This is a genomic window from Thalassoglobus neptunius, assembly GCF_007859735.1.
Lineage (GTDB): Bacteria > Planctomycetota > Planctomycetia > Planctomycetales > Planctomycetaceae > Thalassoglobus > Thalassoglobus neptunius.
In genome coordinates this window covers 125,234-145,782 of the sequence record NZ_SIHI01000002.1, presented here as the reverse complement: position 1 = coordinate 145,782, position 20,549 = coordinate 125,234, and the positions used below count along the sequence as shown (strand labels likewise).

13 protein-coding genes are annotated in these 20,549 nt (G+C 53.1%); 9 read left to right on the top strand and 4 right to left on the bottom strand.

Annotated features, from left to right (window positions below):
- Nucleotides 1-333 precede the first annotated feature (333 nt).
- The 5 genes from KOR42_RS12600 (at nt 334) to fdhF (ending at nt 10,176) form a co-directional block, all read left to right on the top strand.
- Entirely contained in the window at nt 334-3,681 is a 3,348-nt protein-coding gene (locus KOR42_RS12600; protein ID WP_146510179.1) for a hypothetical protein, read from the top strand.
- Nucleotides 3,682-3,814: 133 nt separating this feature from the next.
- Entirely contained in the window at nt 3,815-4,282 is a 468-nt protein-coding gene (locus KOR42_RS12595) for a ribosomal protein L7/L12 (RefSeq protein ID WP_146510178.1), read from the top strand.
- A 25-nt stretch (nt 4,283-4,307) separates the two neighbouring features.
- The gene (locus KOR42_RS12590; protein WP_231740900.1) at nt 4,308-5,606 is read left to right on the top strand and encodes an outer membrane protein assembly factor BamB family protein; all 1,299 of its coding nucleotides are present in this window, start codon (nt 4,308-4,310) and stop codon (nt 5,604-5,606) included.
- The gene (locus KOR42_RS12585; protein ID WP_146510177.1) at nt 5,607-7,244 is read left to right on the top strand and encodes an NAD(P)H-dependent oxidoreductase subunit E; all 1,638 of its coding nucleotides are present in this window, start codon (nt 5,607-5,609) and stop codon (nt 7,242-7,244) included.
- Entirely contained in the window at nt 7,234-10,176 is a 2,943-nt protein-coding gene (gene fdhF, locus KOR42_RS12580) for a formate dehydrogenase subunit alpha (protein ID WP_146510176.1), read from the top strand. The genes KOR42_RS12585 and fdhF overlap by 11 nt, the downstream gene beginning before the upstream one ends.
- Here fdhF and KOR42_RS12575 read toward each other — a convergent pair.
- The 4 genes from KOR42_RS12575 to KOR42_RS12560 form a co-directional block, all read right to left on the bottom strand.
- Nucleotides 10,165-11,604, bottom strand: a complete 1,440-nt coding sequence (locus tag KOR42_RS12575) for a hypothetical protein (protein ID WP_146510175.1) — start codon at nt 11,602-11,604, stop codon at nt 10,165-10,167. The two genes, fdhF and KOR42_RS12575, sit on opposite strands and share 12 nt — an antisense overlap.
- A gap of 116 nt (nt 11,605-11,720) precedes the next feature.
- Nucleotides 11,721-13,148, bottom strand: coding sequence for a sulfatase (locus KOR42_RS12570; protein ID WP_146510174.1), 1,428 nt, complete (start codon nt 13,146-13,148; stop codon nt 11,721-11,723).
- Between the two features lie 172 nt (nt 13,149-13,320).
- Nucleotides 13,321-14,487 (bottom strand): GTPase family protein, encoded by a 1,167-nt coding sequence (locus KOR42_RS12565; RefSeq protein ID WP_146510173.1) that lies wholly within the window; start codon nt 14,485-14,487, stop codon nt 13,321-13,323.
- An 83-nt stretch (nt 14,488-14,570) separates the two neighbouring features.
- On the bottom strand, nt 14,571-14,915 hold the full coding sequence (locus KOR42_RS12560) for a 4a-hydroxytetrahydrobiopterin dehydratase (protein ID WP_197441124.1): 345 nt from the start codon (nt 14,913-14,915) through the stop codon (nt 14,571-14,573).
- 109 nt (nt 14,916-15,024) lie between these two features.
- Between KOR42_RS12560 and KOR42_RS12555 the strand changes: the two genes are divergently transcribed.
- From KOR42_RS12555 to KOR42_RS12540, 4 genes are all read left to right on the top strand, one after another.
- A complete protein-coding gene (locus KOR42_RS12555; RefSeq protein ID WP_146510171.1) occupies nt 15,025-16,026 on the top strand; it encodes a DHH family phosphoesterase in 1,002 nt (333 codons plus the stop codon).
- Between the two features lie 187 nt (nt 16,027-16,213).
- Nucleotides 16,214-16,780 carry a QcrA and Rieske domain-containing protein gene (locus KOR42_RS12550; RefSeq protein WP_146510170.1) on the top strand — a complete coding sequence of 189 codons (567 nt, stop codon included), beginning with the start codon at nt 16,214-16,216 and terminating at the stop codon, nt 16,778-16,780.
- A 51-nt stretch (nt 16,781-16,831) separates the two neighbouring features.
- A complete protein-coding gene (locus KOR42_RS12545) occupies nt 16,832-18,769 on the top strand; it encodes a cytochrome b (protein ID WP_146510169.1) in 1,938 nt (645 codons plus the stop codon).
- 150 nt (nt 18,770-18,919) lie between these two features.
- Nucleotides 18,920-20,515: a sulfatase family protein gene (locus KOR42_RS12540; protein WP_146510168.1), complete on the top strand. Its 1,596-nt coding sequence runs from the start codon at nt 18,920-18,922 to the stop codon at nt 20,513-20,515.
- Nucleotides 20,516-20,549: the final 34 nt, after the last annotated feature.

Sequence of the window (20,549 nt, the reverse complement as noted above, 5' to 3'; positions counted from 1 at the left end):
GGTTGAGTTCTTCGGTTCGGAAACTTCTTGCCAGTGTCTTGGGGGGATTGCGTTGTGAGAAGGAGGCCGGAGCGGATCATCTTTCGAACGGTCGGTTTCGATCGGTCAATCGGATCGTGAAGTTGAGGCGAGAAGTCTTCCGCTACAGACAACCGGCTGCCGCTTGACCGGTCCGATGATGGCGTCCTATTGTGGTGACTGACGAGGGGAAATTGTTTCCCTGGCTCAATCAAAGTGCTTTCACACGTGTGCCCAAATTGACGGCGAAAGTTCGTGGTCGTTTGTGCGAAGACGTGAAATCCGGTTCGAAAACTGCCCGAAGGACTCATAACTGTGTCGGACGAAGTTGAAAATGCTGGTGGCTCACCGAAGCAGGAATCTACCAATTCCGGAGCGGAGCACGAGGTCAATCAGGAGGTTTCTTCGTCCGAAGCGGCCCAAACTCCTGGTGTCGAGGCAGTCAATCCCGACCCGGAACCGCTTCCGGATTGGGAAGAGTTGACTCCGGAATACTTTGAAGATGAATGCCGGCGCGGAGATTTCATGCTTCGCTGGGCGGTCATCCTGTTGGCTGTTCTCTTCGGATGGAACTATCTGACGGAAACGGCTGTGCTGGTTCAGGTCAAAGCTGGCCTGTACATGCTCGAGAATGGTTTTCTTCCGCCACGGCTTGATCCGTTCGCAATTCCAACTGCTGAAACAACGTGGGTCAATCTCGGATGGCTTTCGGATTTGGCAATCGGAGTCGTTTATGGAATGGGCGGATTCACAGCCTTGACTGTGGTCACTGCGATTAAGTTAGGGATTGCGTTCTGGGTTCTCTCCCGGATTACGCTCCCGGGTGTGACGACATGGTGGAGTTCGGTGTGCGCAGCGATTGCGTTGATTGCTGTCTTCCCGGTGATGCAACCGGGTGCGATGGCGACGACCGTGCTGGGGCTATCCATCGTTCTGAGCTTGCTGAATGCAAGCACCGCCCGGCCCGATTCTTCACGGATCTGGTTGTTGCCTGTCGTGATGGTTCTCTGGGCGAATGCTGATCCGCGCGCGTGGGTCGGGATGGTTTTCGTCGCACTCTTCATTCTGGCCAGTTTGCCTTCCGGAGGAGTTGGCCGAAAAACATTACTTGCCGGGATTGCAAGCATTGCACTGGGCGTTCTGGTGAGCCCATGGCCCATTCAGCCAGCGTTCGGATTCCAGAATGCCGTGGCCTACATGTTGGAAACTCAGACCCAGGGAGTGTCAGAGTCTTTGTTCCCGCGATATGCATTCGGGATGAAAGATCCGAATTTCTGGCAATCGGTCGATCCGTTTTTGATTGCTCAGAGTGCATTGCTTGTCCTTTCGTTTATTCCAGTCTTCCTGAATGCAGGGCGAATGCACTGGGGCTGGATTGCTGGATGGCTGGGAGTGAACGGGCTGTCCGCGTTTCTGGGGCCAATCGTTCCGTACGCGGCAATTGTCAATTGCGTTGTTGCTTCGCTTCAAGGACAGGACTGGTACCGAAACGTTTCCAAGATGGAATATCGAGTCGCAGCCTGGCCAGTCTTTGCTTCGCGGGCTGGCCGAGCAGTCACTGTGCTGTGCTTTTTCGCACTCGCTTATGGAGCCATCAACGGGGGGCTTCTCGGAGTGAACGCGCGTCGAATCGGAATCGGAATCGATCCGCGAGTCGCCAATCGAATCGAAAGCACTCGCGAGAGATTGCTTCCTGGTGTGTTCGAAGATCGAGTCTTCAACGTGCGAGCGGATCAGGGCGACTTGATGATCTGGCTGGGTGGCAAGCCGTTCATCGACAGTCGTCACGCACTCTTCGTCAATGCAGAACAAAACTACGCCCGGCTTCATCGGGAGATTCGAGACAGCCTGTTCCCCTCCACAGCAGGAGCGGAAGCGGGGCAGGAGTCCGATGTTGAATGGTCCGAGGAATTCACCAAGTGGAAGATTGATTCCGTCAATCTTCGGCTCTGGGGAAATGCTCCGGCCTATCAGGTCTTCGCACAGATGTTTGTCAACCAACGCTGGATCATGACCGGACTCGGTGCGGCCGGTGCGGTCTTCAGTCGTGCGGATCGCGACGATGCGATGTTGATTGAACATGTGGAAGAACACAATCGGACCAATTTCTTCTCAGCTGCGTTTCAGGAGAATCAAACAACAGTTGCAAAGTTGCAGGAGCGATACCCGACCTGGCCATCGCCTCCTTCGGATTACGATCGCTGGTTGATTCAGAAGATGAATGTTCAACCCAATGCGATTCAACTTGCTCGGCACTACTTCGTGCTGGCGAGTACGCTTCGTCAGGCTGTCGACGTGCGTGTGATCGGAGCATTGGGAGAATTGAGCCTGCAATCTGCCGCTCAAGGAATTCAGGAGTCTCCCAACAGTGCGCTTGGATATCGGTTGATTCGCGATTCCGAACTGTTGATGAGTGATGTCGAACAACAACTGATGCAGGCGACTGGAAACGTTCAGGCACTGCCGATGCGAAGACAGCTTGCGCTGTTTGCTGCCTTCAATGCTGCCACTGCAAGTGGTGATGCACCGGAGGATCTGTTGAGTTTATTTTCCCAACTGACGGCCGTGGGAGATCTCGACACAGCTTCTCAAGTGGCCCAGCGGTTTACTCGAAAAACGGGGCGATCGATCGCGGCTGCTCAGACCGATGATCCTGAACAGATCAAACAGGGGAATCTCGCTCTGGATGAGTTGGATGGGCGAGTCGCAGAAGTGACGGAAGAAGTGGAGACAGCACGCGGGAACGATGCCACGATTCTTGAGATGGCGCAAATCGCACTCAATGGAAATTGCCCATCATTGGCGATTCAGATTCTCGAGGAAGATCGGACCTTAATGGCTCGCGATCCAACACTGCAGATCAATTACGCCAGCTTACTTCTTCGTGTCGGAAGAACATTTGAAGCATGGGAACAACTCGAACAGCTTGAGCCAACGATTCAACAGATTCCGCAAAAGGAAAACCCGATCATTGCCCGATGGCGAGAGATGAACGGTTTCGCCAATCTCGCTGCTCTCAATCCGATTCGTGCAATCGAAATGTGGAGCGCTCAGGCAGACAGCCTCAATCAATCGTCGGTTCGCGGGTTGCTGACCATTCCTCCACTGGCATCCAATCCGAGCGGTTTCCTCGATATCTGGCCAGCATTGTCAACACGACTTGCGATGGCTGCACTGGTTGAGTTTCCCGAACGCTGGTCCGCACTCATGCTCCAAAAAGCTCAGGCGGAACTCGATTCCGGACTCGTGGATGAGGCGACGGAAGATCTCAAGCAGATTCTGGAAGTCCATCCTGAATATTCTCTCCGCAGCCTTGTTGTGATCATGCTGGCTGTGCTGACAGGTGAGGACTATGGTCTTCGCCCGCCGAGTGATGAAATTCCGGTATGGGAGGGGATGTTCTCCGACGAAGATCCAGCGGATGAGAACTCAGCCGCAGAAGAATCAGACAGCCAGGAGACTGCGCCGGAAACCCCCGCTCCTCAAACTCCTGATGAGCCAGATTCTGAAAGTGAGCCAGTTGAACAACCTTCCGAGAGTTCAACTCCGTCCGATTCCGAAGCAGAGACATCTGAATCGACTGAAGAAGCCACTGGCGAAGAGAGCACATCGACCGACACAACTCCACCGTCACCGGAACTGCCCGAGCCGATTGACGATTGACGTCGTCTCGATGCAGGGGCCGATATCTTTTCAGTGACCTTGCGGACGATTCGGATCAGTTTTTTGTTATGCTTCTGTTTGCCAGTTCGTGGCAACTCATGAATACAATCCGCCAAAACCGAATCCGACAATAATGCCCCATCTCGACTCCAACCAACTCGAAACGTTGTTAGAGACTCTTCGAAGCGGCAATCACATTGAAGCGATCAAGCTTTATCGCGAATGGACCGGCAGCAATCTTGCTCAGGCCAAGCTGGCCGTTGAAGAGATGCAGCGAAAGTTTGAATCCGGGATGAGTGCGGAAGAGATTCTTCAATCTGCAGAGGCGGACTCGTCTAACACTGACTCGGACGACGCCCAACGACAAGCGGTGCTCGAAGAGATCCGCAAGGGGCGCAAGCTACAGGCGATCAAAATCTATCGCGACTATTCCGGAGCAGGGCTGAAGGATGCGAAAGAGTTCATCGAGCAATTGACGGAACAGTTGAAAAAAGAAGACCCAAGCTTCGTTCCGAAAGGCAATGCCGGATGTGGAGCGGCGGTTCTGCTGCTTGCCGCAAGTGTTTGCGGATGCATTTGGGGCATATCATTGATTGTCTGATCCAACGGTCAGAGGAGGTTCTTAAGTGACATTGACGTTCTCTCGATTGTTCCAACTGGTTGTGGCACTGAGCGTCGTTCCGTGCATCGCTCGGGCGGAGAACTGGCCAATGTGGAGAGGCCCCTCCGGCGATGGAATCAGTCGTGAGGCGGAACTTCCTGTCACATGGAATGACTCTCCGGAGTCTTCCGAAAACATCCTCTGGAAAACGCCGATTCCGGGAAGAGGTTACTCATCGCCCATTGTCTGGGAATACCATCTATTTCTGACGACATGTTTGGAAGAGTCGCAAGAACGGGCGCTGTTGTCGGTCGACAAGAAGAGCGGCGAGATTCTCTGGCAGAAAACCGTTCTGACATCTCCGCTTGAGTCTCGACACAAATTCAATTCTTATGCTTCGGCCACCCCTGCGACTGATGGGGAGAACGTCTTCGTCGCGTTTCTGAAGATCACGGGTGAGACCGTCGAAGCTCGCAATGTCGGAAAACCACGAGAGGTGACAGCGGGTTCAGTGATCGTTGTTGCATATGACTTCCAAGGGGAGAAAGTTTGGGAGACGTCCGTCGGCGAGTTCGCCAGCGTCCATGGATTTTGCAGTTGCCCGGTGATTTACAAAGAGACCGTGATCATCAACGGAGATCACGATGGGGAGTCTTATCTGGCAGCACTCGATCGGGCGAGTGGTGAGATCCGCTGGAAAATCCCTCGTCCGAATCAGACGCGAAGCTATGTCACTCCGATCGTTCGCGAATTCGGAGGTCGTGAACAACTCATCATGTCGGGAAGCCATTGCGTGACCAGTTACGATCCGGCGACCGGAGAGGAATTGTGGCGCGTTGACGGACCCACCGAACAGTTCGTTGCATCGATGGTGGCGGACGATCGCTACGTTTTTCTCTCGGCCGGTTTCCCGACCTATCATGTGATGGCGGTTGATCCGCTGGGCACTGGCGACGTGACCGATTCACATGTCCTGTGGCACGAAACAAGTGCGAAGTGTTACGTTCCTTCTCCAATTCGAGTCGAAGACTATTTGTTTGTGGCAGATGACCATGGCATCGCCAATTGTTTTGATGCTGCGAGTGGGGAGAGACTCTGGCGTGGTCGTTTCGGGCGGCATTTCAGTACGTCACTGACTGCAACGGACGAGTATGTTTATTTTCTGGACGACGACGGGAAGACAACCGTCGTTCGCCCGGCGGATGAATTAGTCGTCGTTGCGGAGAACGAACTGAACGAAGAGTGTCGCGCATCTCCAGCACTTTCAGATGGAAGGATTTACATCCGAGGTCTGAATCACCTTTTCTGTATCGGGAACAACTGAGTGCAACTTCTAAGAGAACTCCTTGATCGGCAGCACCAACATGGGTATCTCAGCGATGGTGTACTGCGAGAAATCTCTGAGGAAAAACGGGTCCCCCTCTTCCGACTCGAAGAACTTGTCTCGTTCTATACGGCGTTTCGTCGGACTCCCCCTGCGAAGAAGGTGATCGATGTTTGCCGCGACGTTTGCTGTCAGGCTGCCGGGTGTCAGACTGACGCTCGTTCACTTGAAAACGTTCTTCAGAAGTCGGGACAGGACTTCGAGCTTCGCGAGGTCTCCTGTCAGGGGCGCTGTGATTCCGCGCCGTCTTTCTCAGTCAATGATTTCCCAGCTGCGCCGCTGACGCTTCATTCGTCCGAGCAAGCTTTGCAGCAGTTCATCACTGATCAAGAGCATTCGACGACTGACGAAAGTCTTCCTCCTCAGCAAAGCAAGACCAGTTGGAAGTGTGATCCTTATTCGTCGGCGGACGAGTTCTATTCCGTCGCGAAAGGGCTTCGAGCTTCGGATTCTGATTCGACGGAGACGTGTGTCAATGCGTTGAAGGGAACCAACCTGACCGGTCGCGGAGGCGCTGGATTTCCAACCGGTTTGAAGTGGGAAATCGTTTCGAAGGAAGCGGAGCCCGAGAAGTATGTCATCTGCAACGCGGACGAAAGCGAGCCCGGCACCTTCAAGGATCGTGAGATTCTGCACAGGGTTCCGCATCTGGTCATTGAAGGAATGCTGCTGGCTGCAATGACGATCGGAGCCGAATCCGGGATTGTGTATGTTCGCCACGAGTATGGTCCGGAAACCAGAATTTTGCGGTCCGCCATTCAGAAAGCCTATGAGTCTGGAATCCTGGGAGAATCAGCACGAGGTCCCGGTCAACGCTTTGATCTCGAAATCTTCGTTTCACCTGGGGGATATATTCTTGGAGAAGAAACGGCATTGCTGGAAGCTCTGGAAGACAAACGCGGTGAACCGAGAAACAAACCGCCTTATCCCGGACAGCATGGTCTTTGGGGTAAGCCGACCCTCATTAACAATGTAGAAACCTTCGCACTTGTTCCGTCGATCGTTCACAATGGTCCAGAGTGGTGGGAGGAGCAGGGAATTCATGGGTTCTCCGGACTGAAGTTTATGTGTGTTTCGGGGGATGTTCGTTCACCCGGAGTTTTCGAAGTCCCGATGGGAACGACCTTCTCCGAAGTCATTGAAATGGCGGGCGGAGTCTCGGACGACAAGCGAGTGAAGGCGTTTCTCCCCGGCGGAGCGAGTTCCCTGTTTCTCGGTCCCGACAAACTTGACACACCGATTGATTTCGACGCCGTCCGCAAAGCTGGAAGCATGCTGGGAACGGGTGCTCTGATGGTCTTTCACGAAGGTCGAGATCTTTATTCTCTCGCGACCAATTTGACTCAGTTCTTTCGAAACGAGTCGTGTGGGAAGTGTGTGCCTTGCCGGATTGGATCTCATCAGGCTGTCACGCTGCTTGAGTCCGGAGGGCTGCGCGAGGAGGATGTCGAGTTTCTTGGGGAACTCCATGAGACGCTTCAGGAGACATCGATCTGCGGTCTCGGACAGGTGGCACTGGCCCCGGTGCTGTCGATGCTGAAAAACTTCCCGGAGGAGATTCCGAACGATGTCATCTGAATCAAACGTGACAGAGGCAGTCCATCTTTCGATTGATGGGATCGACGTCGCGGTGCCGCCCGGGACAACGATTTGGGAGGCAGCCCGCGAGAACGGGATTGAGATTCCGGTTCTGTGTCATTCGGACCGAATGGACCCGGTCGGTGTCTGTCGAATGTGTGTGGTCGATACGAATGCTCGGACGCTCGCTCCGTCGTGTATGCGCGAATGCAGCGAAGGACTCGAAGTTGAGACCGCCAGTCCACGCGTTTTAAAGCATCGAAAGATGCTGACGTCGCTTTTGTTGAGTGAGTATCCCACATCGGAAACTCCGGATGATCAGACGTTTCCGAAGCAGAACCTCCTGACAGATCTCGGGAAAGAGTACAACCTGATCGACGATCGCGGGGATGTTTGTGATTCCAATTTGCAGCGATTGCGCGCATTGAAATCAGAAGAGGAGAAAAGTCACGCGTCCGATCAAGGCATCGAGCGGCGTGCAGTCGACAAGAGTTCGCCAGTCATCTTTGTGGACCATCAGGCATGTATTTTATGCGATCGCTGCATCCGAGCTTGTGATGATATTCAGTCGAATGATGTGATCGGAAGAACAGGAAAAGGATTCACAGCCCAGATTTCGTTCGATCTGAACAATCCCATGGGCGAGAGCACCTGCGTTTCCTGTGGAGAATGCGCTTCCGTTTGTCCGACGGATGCACTCTTGCACAAGGTCAACAAGAAGTCATCGTTGGATGTCGAGCTTCCAATCACCAGTGTTGACAGTGTTTGTCCGTATTGCGGCGTCGGGTGTGCGATTACCTATCAGAAACAGGAAAATCAAATCGTCAAAGCTGACGGCCGAGAAAGTCCGGTTAATCACGGTCGGTTATGTGTGAAGGGGCGTTATGGATGGGATTACACGCATCATGCCGATCGATTAACAACTCCGTTGATTCGGCGAGAGGATTATTATCCGAAGCAGGGGCTCTCCACGGATGTTCAATCTTCGGTGTCTGGTAAGCGACGCAAGCCCGGCGGAATTATTCTCGATGAACACGTTTACGATGCCTTTCGAGAAGCGACCTGGGAGGAAGCTCTTGATCTCGTCGCTTCCCGGTTGCTTTCGATCAAAGATGAATTCGGACGAAACGCGCTGGCGGGATTCGGTTCTGCGAAGTGTTCTAATGAAGAGGCGTATCTGTTTCAAAAGTTGATTCGGGCAGGCTTTCAGACGAATAACGTCGACCACTGTACGCGGCTTTGTCATTCTTCATCGGTGGCAGCACTGATGGAAACGATTGGCTCCGGGGCTGTGACAAACGTTTTTGCGGACGTCCAGAATGCAGATGTCTGCCTCGTGACCGGTTCGAATACTACTGCCAATCATCCTGTCGCAGCTACGTTCATTAAGGAGGCTGTTAAGAACGGGACGAAGTTAATTATCGTCGATGTTCGAAAGTTTGAACTCGCCCAGTATGCCGATCATTTCGCTCAGATTCGACCGGGAAGTGATGTTGCGTTTTATAACGGCGTGATGCATGTTCTGATTCGAGAAGGATGGATCGACGAAGATTACATCGCGGAGCACACTGAAGATTTTGAATCACTTAAAGAGCTTGTGCTGGAGAGATATTCACCGGAGGAAGCTTCAAAAGTCTGTGGCATCGCTCCGGACGAGATCCGAGCCATCGCTCAAACGATCGGAAAAGCGACTCCACCCGGTGGCGGTGGAAGCATGCTTGTGTTCTGGGGAATGGGAATCTCTCAGCACACACACGGGACTGACAACGCAAGATGTCTGATTTCGTTGTGCTTGATGACAGGGAACATCGGGAAACCGGGATCGGGGCTGCATCCACTTCGTGGTCAAAACAACGTTCAAGGAGCGAGCGATGCTGGTCTGATTCCCATTGTCTATCCGGACTATCAGTCACTTTCTGATCCTGCAATTAAGGGCAAGTTTGAGAAAGCATGGGGTGTTCCACTCGATCCGGAACCGGGACTGACGGTCGTTGAAATTATGAAAGGGGCGCTCGACGGGACGATTCGAGGGATGTACATCCTTGGGGAGAATCCCTTCTTATCGGATCCGAACGCCAATAAGGTTCGACGGGCGCTTGCGAATCTCGACTTTCTCGCTGTGCAGGACATTTTCCTCACGGAAACAGCCGAGTTTGCAGACGTTATCTTCCCCGCGAGCAGCTTCTTCGAGAAAACAGGGACTTATACAAACACCGATCGACGTGTTCAGCTCGGGATTCAAGTGCTCGATCCTCCCGGCCAATCACTACAGGATTGGAAGATCATTTGCGAACTCTCCCGTCGCATGGGGTTGCCGATGGATTATCAGGATGTCTCAGAGGTGTTTGCGGAGTTTGCCAGCTTAACGGAAAGTTACAAAACTCTGCGTCACGATAATCTGTCGGAAAGTGGCAAGTTGTGGCCGTGTCCTGATCCGGAGCACGAAGACGGAACACAGATTCTTTTTGGAGATGGATTTCCAACAAACAGCAGTCGTGGGCGATTTGTTGCCTGCGGCTACGAGCCAGCGAAAGAGCTTCCCGACGAAGAATACCCACTCGTGTTGACGACCGGTCGAGTATTGCAGCACTGGCACACGGGGAGTATGACCCGACGCAGCCTTCCGCTGGACACGATCGAACCGGAGGCATTCGCTGTGATTCATCCTGAAGACATGAAGCGTCATGGGCTTCAAGACGGAGAACAGGTGCGTGTGTCGTCCCGGCGGGGTGAGATTGTTCTGCAAGCTCGTGCACAGGCCAGCGTTGAAGAAGGAACGATCTTTATTCCGTTTCACTTCCGCGAAGCTTCCGCAAACATTCTGACGAATGACGTCCTCGACCCGTATGGGCGAATTCCGGAGTTCAAGTATTGTGCTGTGCGACTGGATCCGCTTTCGGCCGCTGCGGAAACGGAAGGTTCAGGAGTCTGAATCGACTTTGTTGGTGAACCACTTTTCCAGGTAGACGTGAAACAGAAATTTGTTGAAGACCCATAACAAGGGGAGAGCAACAAACGGAAATGCAGCGGGATGAAAGAAAATGCTCGCCGCTGTTCCCAGACTGAGAATGGTGATCAATTGCGAAACAACAATCAGGCTTGTTCCGATTCCTTTTTTCGTCAGCGGAACGAGATGTGAGACCATCATAAACGGTCCGCTGATCATCGCTGCAGTGCAAAGCGTGAATGCTCCCAGAGCCAGGTAGGGGTGAACGAAATACAGCGAAAAAATTACTGCCGCAGCGTACACAAAATCTGGAATGGCTATTTTCATCGCTCCTCGACGCCACGCTTGGTAAATTTCAGTTCCCGTGTGGGGCGTCAAGGTGAGCGCCTGAAGCGTTTGTGTTTTCAATTCCTTGTCGAGGCACTGTGAGGGAATGTTTAACACATTGATAAACGAAGCGACGCTGATGAGCAGGATGAGAACCGCCAAACCTTGCAGCCATGAGATCGACATGGAAACCAGAACACACACAAACGCCAGTGTGTAAAGAATTGACCGGCCAATCAGGCTGGAATCGCCGTCGGAATAGAAGGCGTAACTCTGCCAGGCAAGCGCGTCGTCCCAACAGCGAGGAAGTTTCGTTCGATCCGTCTTCTCGGCTTTCTTCTCTTCCCGAGTCGCGGGTCTCGACTCCGGAGTTTCTCCGATATGTGTAAAGAGACGTCGACGGTATGAGAACGACGACCAGACAGCCACGCCAAGATAGATGCAGACGTTCAGCCAGATACTCGGACCAACTCCTCCTCCGAACGCGAAGGACTTGATTCTCATGAACAACGAGTGTTCTGAGAGATAGTCAGCGACATTCGAAACGGCAGTCGGGGTACTGAATCCGATGAGAGAAAGCAACAAGAGGCCCAGCCTTGGACCGGCGAGAAGGATGTCAATCACAGTGACGATATTCAGACCGGTCCAGTCGACCGTTCTTGTGCCATCAGCAAAGAGTGCCTGAGACATGGACCATGCTGAGACCATCGCAAACAGAGCGATAAATAGAAGCTCGATCGTCACCAGGTCAGGCCATCGAACTCCCCCGAATGTGAAGAGCAAAGCCAGAATCGGGAGGCGGACAATCCATACCGATAGGAACCCGCTCCATTGATGGACCAGCTTGACGAACGTCCATTCCCAAGCCCCCGTTCCGGTGAGAGCGAGCAGACTCAGCATGCCTGTCGCGGACTCTCCAGGAATGTTTCGATTGACTCGTCCTCCAAGAAGAGTCAGAAAGAGAAGACTCAAAATGAGGAACACCGTCAGAAGGATTCGTCCCGCCGTGAATGGCTGTGATGCGAGAGGTAAGAACATCGGGAGGATCAGGAACGAAGCCAGCACGATTGCGAATCGAATGACCATCAAGTCAAGTCGATTCGCTTCTCTCGAGATTGTGGACTTCAAAATCTTCGGAAAACGGTGCACCGGGCAGCTCCGTTCACTGATCAACGGCAACATTCACTGAGGGAGAACGTGAACTAACGGTAATTCGGATTGGGAACCGGAATCTTGGCTCCTTGAGCCGTAAGTTCGGCATCAAGCTTCGCGTTGAGTTCTACGCGAATTTCCGGGAAATCGTCGGAGAGATTTTTCGTTTCTCCGAGATCTTCGTCGAGATTGTAGAGTTCGACTGGTCCTTCGTCCCAGCGGATCAATTTCCAGTCACCTGATCGAATGATGGAATATGGTCCCGGAGCGTGACGATAGTGCGGGAAATGCCAGGTTAACACTCTCTCTGCGAGTGCTTCCTCTCCCCCTGACTGAACGAGTGGCAGCAGGGACTCGCCATCGATGGTGCGGTCGCTCGGAATGGTGGCACCAGTTGCAGCTGCGATTGTGGGCAACAGATCGATACTCATGACAGGTTCGTCTGAGGTCGTCTTTGCAGGGATCACACCGGGCCACTTCATGATCATAGGAACGCGAATTCCACCTTCGTAGGCATAACCTTTTCCTGAACGGAGCGGGGCGTTGTTCGTCGGGCCCATGAGTCCACCGTTGTCGGATGTGAAAATGACAAGAGTTCGATCGGTGAGGCCGAGTTCTTCGAGTTCGCCAATGATTGTTCCGACGGCATTATCAACACTTTCAACGAGAGCGGCATACTTGGCGTTGATGGGTGTTTTGCCTTCTCGTTCGTATTTCTTTGCGACCTCTTCAATCGCCTGGATGGGCGTATGAACGGCGTAGGGGCAATAGTTCAGAAAGAACGGCTGATCCTTGTGATCGCGAATAAATTTGGCCGCTTCGTCAGCCTCTCGATGTGTCAGGAATTCCCCCTCCTTGCGGGGTTCAAGTTGACCATCGAAGTGGTAACGCTGATGAGTGTACGGGGCGAAGTAAGAAGGGGGTTGACCGAGATCGCAACCGGCAACGTTGACGTCAAATCCCTGATGTGTTGGGTACCATTCCGGGTCTCCCAAATGCCATTTCCCGACGTGGCAAGATGCGTATCCCAGTGGCGCGAGAAGTTCTGCAATCGTGACCTCTTCGTGTTCCATCCAGTATGGATTGGGAGGGCAGAGCAGTTTCCTATTCGGTCCGCCCAGAAACTCCGTGGGATTTTGCTCGGGAGTTCCGATTCCGCCTCGTTGAAACCGTGCACGAATCCAGTCAGTCACACCGACCCGGGCAGGGTATCGTCCTGTCATGACTGCTGATCTCGTCGGGCTGCAGACTGCACAGGCAGCGTAAGCATTGGTGAAACGGATTCCGTCGTCGGCGAGTGCGTCGATATTCGGAGTGCGGAAGTAGTCGCTTCCCTGACACGAGAGATCCATCCATCCCAGATCATCGACGAGGATCAGAACGATGTTCGGCGGAGACTCGGGATCGGCAGAACGAGCAGTGGCGTTCCAGCACAAAGAGAGCAGTATGACTCCAAGAATGAGTGCGAGGCGATTCATTCATCACTCCAATCTTCTTAAATACTGTTGGATGGGGAAAGGATAATTATAATTCAGCAATTGACTCAGCGGTCCAGTCTTAACGAATTGATTCGTCGATGAGATCAATGAATGGAATTGGTTGTCAAGGTGCTGGGCCCTCTGACCGCAGAATGATTGAGTGAAACGAATCTCACTCGGATTGGGAAGTTCGCCACACTTGGGAGGCCCGTTTGACTTGGCTTTGGAAGACTTCTTTGAGTTCCGATTCCTGCGGGACGTGTCCCTGAGCGACGCTTGTAAAGTACCAGTTCCATGCCATTCCGGTTGCGAACGTAAACGCGAATGCAGCTGCGGAATTCGCGGCCATCCCGACCCATGGAATGAATTTGAGTCCGGCTCGAATGCCCATTGTGACCGCAACGCGTCCTCCCATGACTCCAGACACTTGAGCGATCGTGGCGGCATCGATGGGGATGTTGTGCATGCTCGCCAGCTTGTAGACGAGGTGTGTTTGGATACCAAGAACAACGGGAATATCCACCCACGGAAACGGGACCGCTGCGGCGGTTGCGGCGAGGCTGCTGCTGCCCAGAATTGTGGGCATGGTTCTTTCTTTGGCGAGTGTCGTGACTGGCTCAAGGAGCTCGTTCATTTGAAGGATGTTTTGACGATACGCCGCCGGAAGCGAATCGAGAATGGCCTTCTTGAGTCGCTCTCCGCCAAAGTTCGGTTCGTGGAACCCTTCATGCGGAGGAGTCAGATCGATCGGAACAGCTCTGTCGAAGAGGCCATCGAATCGTTTGTAGTGCAGTTCGAGGGAACGTTGTAATTCGGGATTCAAATTGCTCGGGAGAGGTGTCCGATCATCGCTGAACGGGTCGACTTCAGGATGTTGCTCACCGGGATAAGCGTCATGAAGAGCTGTTAAAACGAGGAGCACGGGGCGATCGGGAACAGCATCGCGGATGATCGACAGCGAACGAAAGACATCATCGACAGCATGGTCCATCGCGCGGATTGTCACGATCATGAGATGAGCGACTTTGTCGAACGCGACGATGTCTTCGGACGGATCGTACTCAGCTTCCCCAATGCCTCGAGTATCGAGAAACTTGAGGATGGGATCATCTTCGTCCGGGAAGGAGTACATCGACGAGAACTTGGTCTGCGGCCGAAAACCGGGACCGATTTCGATGTCGTCGGACTCGGTGAGATACCGCACGACGGAGGATTTTCCGCTTCCCGTTTTTCCGAACAACCAGAGGACGGGAATGGGCGCACGTTCCAGGAGCTGTTCGCGAGCTTTTTCGTATTCTGCTTTAGCGTCTTGGTTTCGCGACTTCCAAGGTCTCCACATGTGAGTACTTTCTAGAAGTGGTCATGCATGCTCAATGCAGTGATCGGAAGTCCAGTCAAAAGTGTGAGTGGGGAAGACGCTGATTATTTGATCCAGCTTTTGGGATACCCATCGAGAGGAGAGTCTTCTCCCGGAAGCCAGGTGACAACTTCGTGAATTTTCTTCGCGAGTGCCACATCGCTCTCGGTGATTGCTTTCACGCGGTGAGTCTGAATCTTGAAGACCACCTGTGCGTATCCGAGTTCCAGATCTGGATGATGATGCGCAGCTTCGGAAATGTAGCTGATCGTATTGGCCAGCATGAGAGTATGAGGCCAGCCCGGTGTTTTGTATTTTCGTCGGAGCCAGTTGTCGCGAACTTCCCAGCCTGGGAGCTCAGAAAGTGCGTTTTCAATCTCTTGATCCGACAGAATGACATCGTTTGACATCAAACACTCCATTATTGAATGGAACTGAACGTTCGCTCACAATACATTATGTGCGGCTTGCCACGATCACGAATTTTTAGTGAAAACACAACTGCTCCAAGGAATCTTTATGCCCATCGATTGGCAAGCGCTTGCCGACATCATCTCAACTCATCAACGCTTTGTCCTCACCAGCCATGTTCGTCCTGATGCCGATGCGATCGGTTCTGAGATTGGATTCGCTGAGTTGCTGCTGCAACTCGGAAAAGACGTCCGGATTGTGAATCCTTCGGCGACGCCAAATCATCTTTCGTTTTTGGATCCTGACCAGCGGGTTGTCAAAATCGGTCAGAATGTGACTCCGGAATCGGTGTGCGATACCGATGTTCACGTCGTTCTTGACACCAGTGCGTGGGTGCAACTGGGCGATGTCGGGAAGGTGCTCGAAAAGACACCCGCCAAGAAAGTGGTCATCGACCATCACGTCAGCTCTGATGATCTGGGAGCGGTCGAGTTCAAAGACTCCTCAGCGGCAGCCACTGGAGTTCTCGTTTCCGAATTCGCGGAATTCATGGGACAGCCTTCGCAAGGCCATCAAGCGGATGCTCTCTTCGCGGCCATTGCCACGGATACCGGTTGGTATCGGTTCTCAAATGCCGACGGTCGGACGTATCGCGCAGCTGGACGATTGATCGATTCCGGCGTTCAGCCCAATGATTTGTACAGAGAGCTTTACGAACGGTCTTCTCTTGCCCAACTCAAGTTGAAGGCCATTATGCTCAATCGGGTGGAAGTCGAATTCGACGGCCGACTCGCGCATACGTTTGCACTTCGTAAAGACTTTTCAGAGACTAAAGCGCATCCTGCAGATACTGATGGAATGGTCAACACTTGCCTGACGGTCGAAGGAGTGCAAGCGGGCTTTATGCTCGTTCAGCAACTCGACGGTCGGATCAAGGCAAGTTTGCGAAGTCGTTCCGACATGGATGTTGCCGTCATTGCCGAACAGTTCGGTGGCGGTGGCCATCAGAAAGCTGCAGGCACGATGCTCCCCGGCCCACTGGAAACGGCTCGTGAAACGTTGTTGAAGGCGTTCGCAGACTCTTTCCAGCAGGCCCCAAGCCCTACCTGATTTTATTCCCAAACGTGTTACCCTCCTCGCAGCAATCCTGGCTGAGCCAGTACGTTCAGCCGACCAGTTCCGCCAAGATTCCGTGAAGTCGATGTTGAGTCGGATTCAAAGCGACTGATTTCGCTGACAATTCACGCTGAACTCCCTATGATTTTGCCTCGGTTCGAGATCATGAAGGTCAAACGAGATGACAGAGACACACAGTCCCGATGCGACTGAGCAGGCGAATCCTCCTCGACGAAACTTCCTTGTGAAGTTTGTTGCTGTTCTTGTCGGCGGAGTCATTACAGCCGTCCCACTGGTTTTTGGGGGAGGCTTCATTCTCAATCCGCTGCTCAAAAAGAAGAGTTCGGATGAGGACTCGGACGGGTTCACGTTCATCGGCTCGACAAACAGCCTGTTGCCGGGCGGTCCTCCGCGAAGCTACAAGGTGACCGGCGCGAAGCAGGATGCCTGGACAACCTACTCCGAGACAGCCATCGGCGCGGTTTACTTGAAAATGGATGAAGACCGGAGCGTCACAGCGTTCAACGCCAGTTGTCCGCATCTCGGATGTACTGTGAACTACAAGTCAGATGCGAATGCGTTCATCTGTCCGTGTCATGACAGTTCGTTCAGCCTCGACGGGGAACGGAGCAATGAAATTCCCCCTCGTGGATTGGACACGCTGAACGTCGAGGTGCGAAACGACAACGAGATTTGGGTCAAGTTCGAGAATTTCCGAGCGGGAACCGCTGAAAAAATTCCCGTCTGATTCTCCTCACTGTTTGACAATGACGAACAATCTCGAAGCTTGGGTAAGACAATGAAGCGTCTGTTGGATTGGCTGGATCATCGAACCGGATATCGTGACCTGATGCACGAGGCGCTCAACGAGCCGATTCCGGGAGGCGCCAAGTGGCGCTATGTCTGGGGCAGCACGTTGACCTTCACCTTCTTCGTTCAGGTGATCACAGGTTTTTGTCTCTGGATGGCCTACAGCCCGAGTGCAACGACGGCGTGGGAGAGCGTCTATTTCATTCAGCATCAGATGGTCTTCGGTTGGGTGGTGCGAGGGATTCACCACTTCGCTGCCCAGGCGATGATGATTCTTCTGATCCTCCACCTGATGCAGGTTGTGATCGACGGAGCATATCGAGCCCCGCGTGAAGTAAACTTCTGGCTCGGGCTCGTGCTGATGCAGATCGTGATGTTTCTGGGGCTCACGGGATACCTCCTTCCCTGGGATCAAAAAGGGTACTACGCGACCCGTGTTGCGACTGAAATCATGGGATCGGCTCCGTTTGTCGGTCCCTGGATTCAACAGCTCGTCCAAGGCGGACCGAGTTACGGAAACCATACTCTCACACGCTTCTTCGCGCTGCATGCTGGAGTTCTTCCGGCCCTTCTGGTGATGTTCCTCGGATTACACATCTACGTTTTCAGAAGACATGCTCTGCACGCCATCAAGAACGAGGGAGAAGAAGATGGTGTCTTCTGGCCGGATCAGATCTTGAAAGACGGAGTCGCTTGCCTCGCGGTCCTGGCTGCCATTATGGGGGCGACCTTGTACTGGCACGGAGCCGAACTGACAGCACCAGCGAATCCTGCGGAAGCGTATTCGGCCGCTCGTCCAGAGTGGTACTACCTGTTCCTGTTCAAGTTCCTTCAGTTCGAGTTTGTGAGCCAGTGGGGAGAAGCGACCCATCTCGGCGAAGCACTTGGGGCCATCGTCATTCCCGGAGTCCTGTTTACGATTCTGGCACTGATGCCGATCACGGCGTACTTCAAGTGGGGACACAGATTCAATGTGGCCTACTTGTGGTCCGTGTTGGGAATCGCGGGGGTCCTGACCGGAATGGCATATTACGAAGACTGGTACGCAGACACTCCGGAAGGACGTGACTTTCGACAAGCGGTGGAAGAAGCTCATCGGGATGGAGCCAGAACAGTTGCGCTGGCGGAATCCAAAACGGGAATTCCGCCATCTGGAGCGGCGTTGCTTCTCGCGAACGATCCTCTCACGCAGGGCCCCAAAATCTTCGAACAGTATTGCTTGAGTTGTCACCAGACAGAGTCGCGATTCGACGACTTCTCTGAAGCTCCGCAAGCGCCCGGTCTTGCCGATCCACATATTCGCGATCAGATTGACTTCGGATCACGCGACTGGATTCGCTCAGTTCTGACCGACTTCGGTGGTCACTTCGCAGCTTTGGCGAATATTGAAGGTAATCGCGGAGAAGCAGCTGAGGCAATCCTCGAAGGTTCGATGAAGGACTGGTCCGATTCCAACGCTGAAACACTGACCGCTCCGGAAAACGCCGACGATTACGAAGCTCTCGTCGAGTTCCTTTACACTCAAAGTCAACGACCGGATGCTCTTTCTCCCGAAAGTGAAGTCGTTCTTCGCGGAATGGAAATCTTCACCACTGGGGAACTCACCAATGGATCAGTCGATGCCTGTGTCGACTGTCACAGCATGCATCCCGTTGTTGTTGATCCGACCGGGCTTTCTGACCGATGGATTCTCGCAGACGAAGCACTCTCCGAGGACTTGCAACCTGTCTTGACCGGGTACGGTGGAACAGAGTGGGTTCTGCAAATGGTGGCCGATCCTCAAGCACATTACGCTGGAGAGTACGGAAACAACGCGATGCCCGGATTCGCCGATCAGATGACTCATCAGGAGTTGGAAATGGTCTCGAAGTGGTTAGCGGAAGACTTTTATGTCGTTCCTGCCGGTGAAGAGACTGAGAGTCATTGACGTTCGAGGAGCATCGACACTTCGGAGTTGTCACGAACAATTCGCAGAATTCGGAAACGAGTTGTTTTCAGATACATTTCAATCGACTGAATTCGATGGGGAGAACCTGTCGCATTCTGTCACTCACATATCAGTAAATAGAGTCTCATCATGAAACGCGTCGCGCCGCTGGTCATGCTGTTGTTCGTCCTGTGTGGACGGGCTGAATCCGCCGATCGACCAAACATTCTGTTCATCTTTACAGACGATCACGCACCCCATGCAATTGGGGCCTACGACGGATGGCTCAAGGAAGTCAATCCGACACCCAACATCGACCGGCTTGCTTCGGAAGGAATGGTCTTTGAAAACAGCTTCTGCACGAACTCCATTTGTGGGCCGAGTCGAGCGGTGATTCAGACCGGCAAGCACAGCCACATCAACGGATTTCGCCAAAACTCCGACCGCTTCAACGGGGATCAACAGACCTTCCCGAAACTGCTCCAAAAAGCCGGGTACTCCACAGCCATGATTGGGAAGTGGCATCTCGGAACAGATCCTCAAGGATTCGATTTCTGGAAGGTCTTGCCGGGGCAGGGGGATTACTACAACCCGGTCTTCATTTCGAAAGACGGACGAGAAACCGTTGAAGGGTACTGCACCGATCTCGTGACGGACATGGCGCTGAACTGGCTCGAAAACGATCGCGACAAAGACAAGCCATTCATGTTGATGTGCCAGCACAAAGCACCGCACCGGACATGGATGCCGCCTCTTCGATATCTCGAACTGTACGACGATGTCGACATCCCCGAGCCTGCAACATTGTTCGACAACTGGGAAGACAACGCGAGCCCGGCACGTTTTCAGGAAATGGAGATCGACGGGCATCTCAACATCGTCTTCGACTGTTTCGGTCCGCCACTTCACGGATGGAATCCTGATGAAGGCAAATCCACGGACCGTTCCGGTTTCCGCAATCTGAAGAAGATGACGCCCGAGCAACTCGAAGCTTGGAATGCCGTTTTCGACCGAAAAAACAACGAGTTGAAGAAGCTCAATCTCGACGGGAAAGAGCTCGTGCGATGGAAGTACCATCGTTACATTCGCAACTATCTGCGATGTATTCGCGGTGTGGATGACAGCGTTGGGCAGCTGATGGCTTATCTTGAAAAAGCAGGTTTGGCGGACAACACCGTTGTCATCTACTCATCTGATCAAGGTTTCTATCTGGGCGATCACGGATGGTATGACAAACGATGGATGTACGAAGAGTCACTCAAAATGCCATTGATCGTGAAATGGCCGCACGTCACTCCTCCCGGAACGATCAATACCGACCTCGTTCAGAATCTCGACTATGCTGAAACATTTCTCGACATCGCTGGGGCGAAAGTTCCCGAAGACATGCAGGGGCAGTCGCTCGTTCCACTGCTGAAAGGCGAAACTCCGGACGACTGGCGTGAAGCGATTTACTATCACTATCACGAGTACCCCAGTGTCCATATGGTTGCCAGACACAATGGAATTCGTACCGATCGCTACAAGCTGATTCACTTCTATCAGTTCGGGGAATGGGAGTTTTACGACCTCGAAAAAGATCCCGACGAATTGCTCAATGAATACGACAATCCGCAATACGCCGAAGTGATCGAAAACCTGAAAGGTCAACTGACCGGCCTGATCACCGAATACGGTGACGAGAGCGACATGTCAGAAAAGGACGACAGCTGGAAGCAGCAATTCCGAACAGTCGATGGAGAGTGAGATCGTTCTCAGTCTGATGCGTCCGACTGATTTC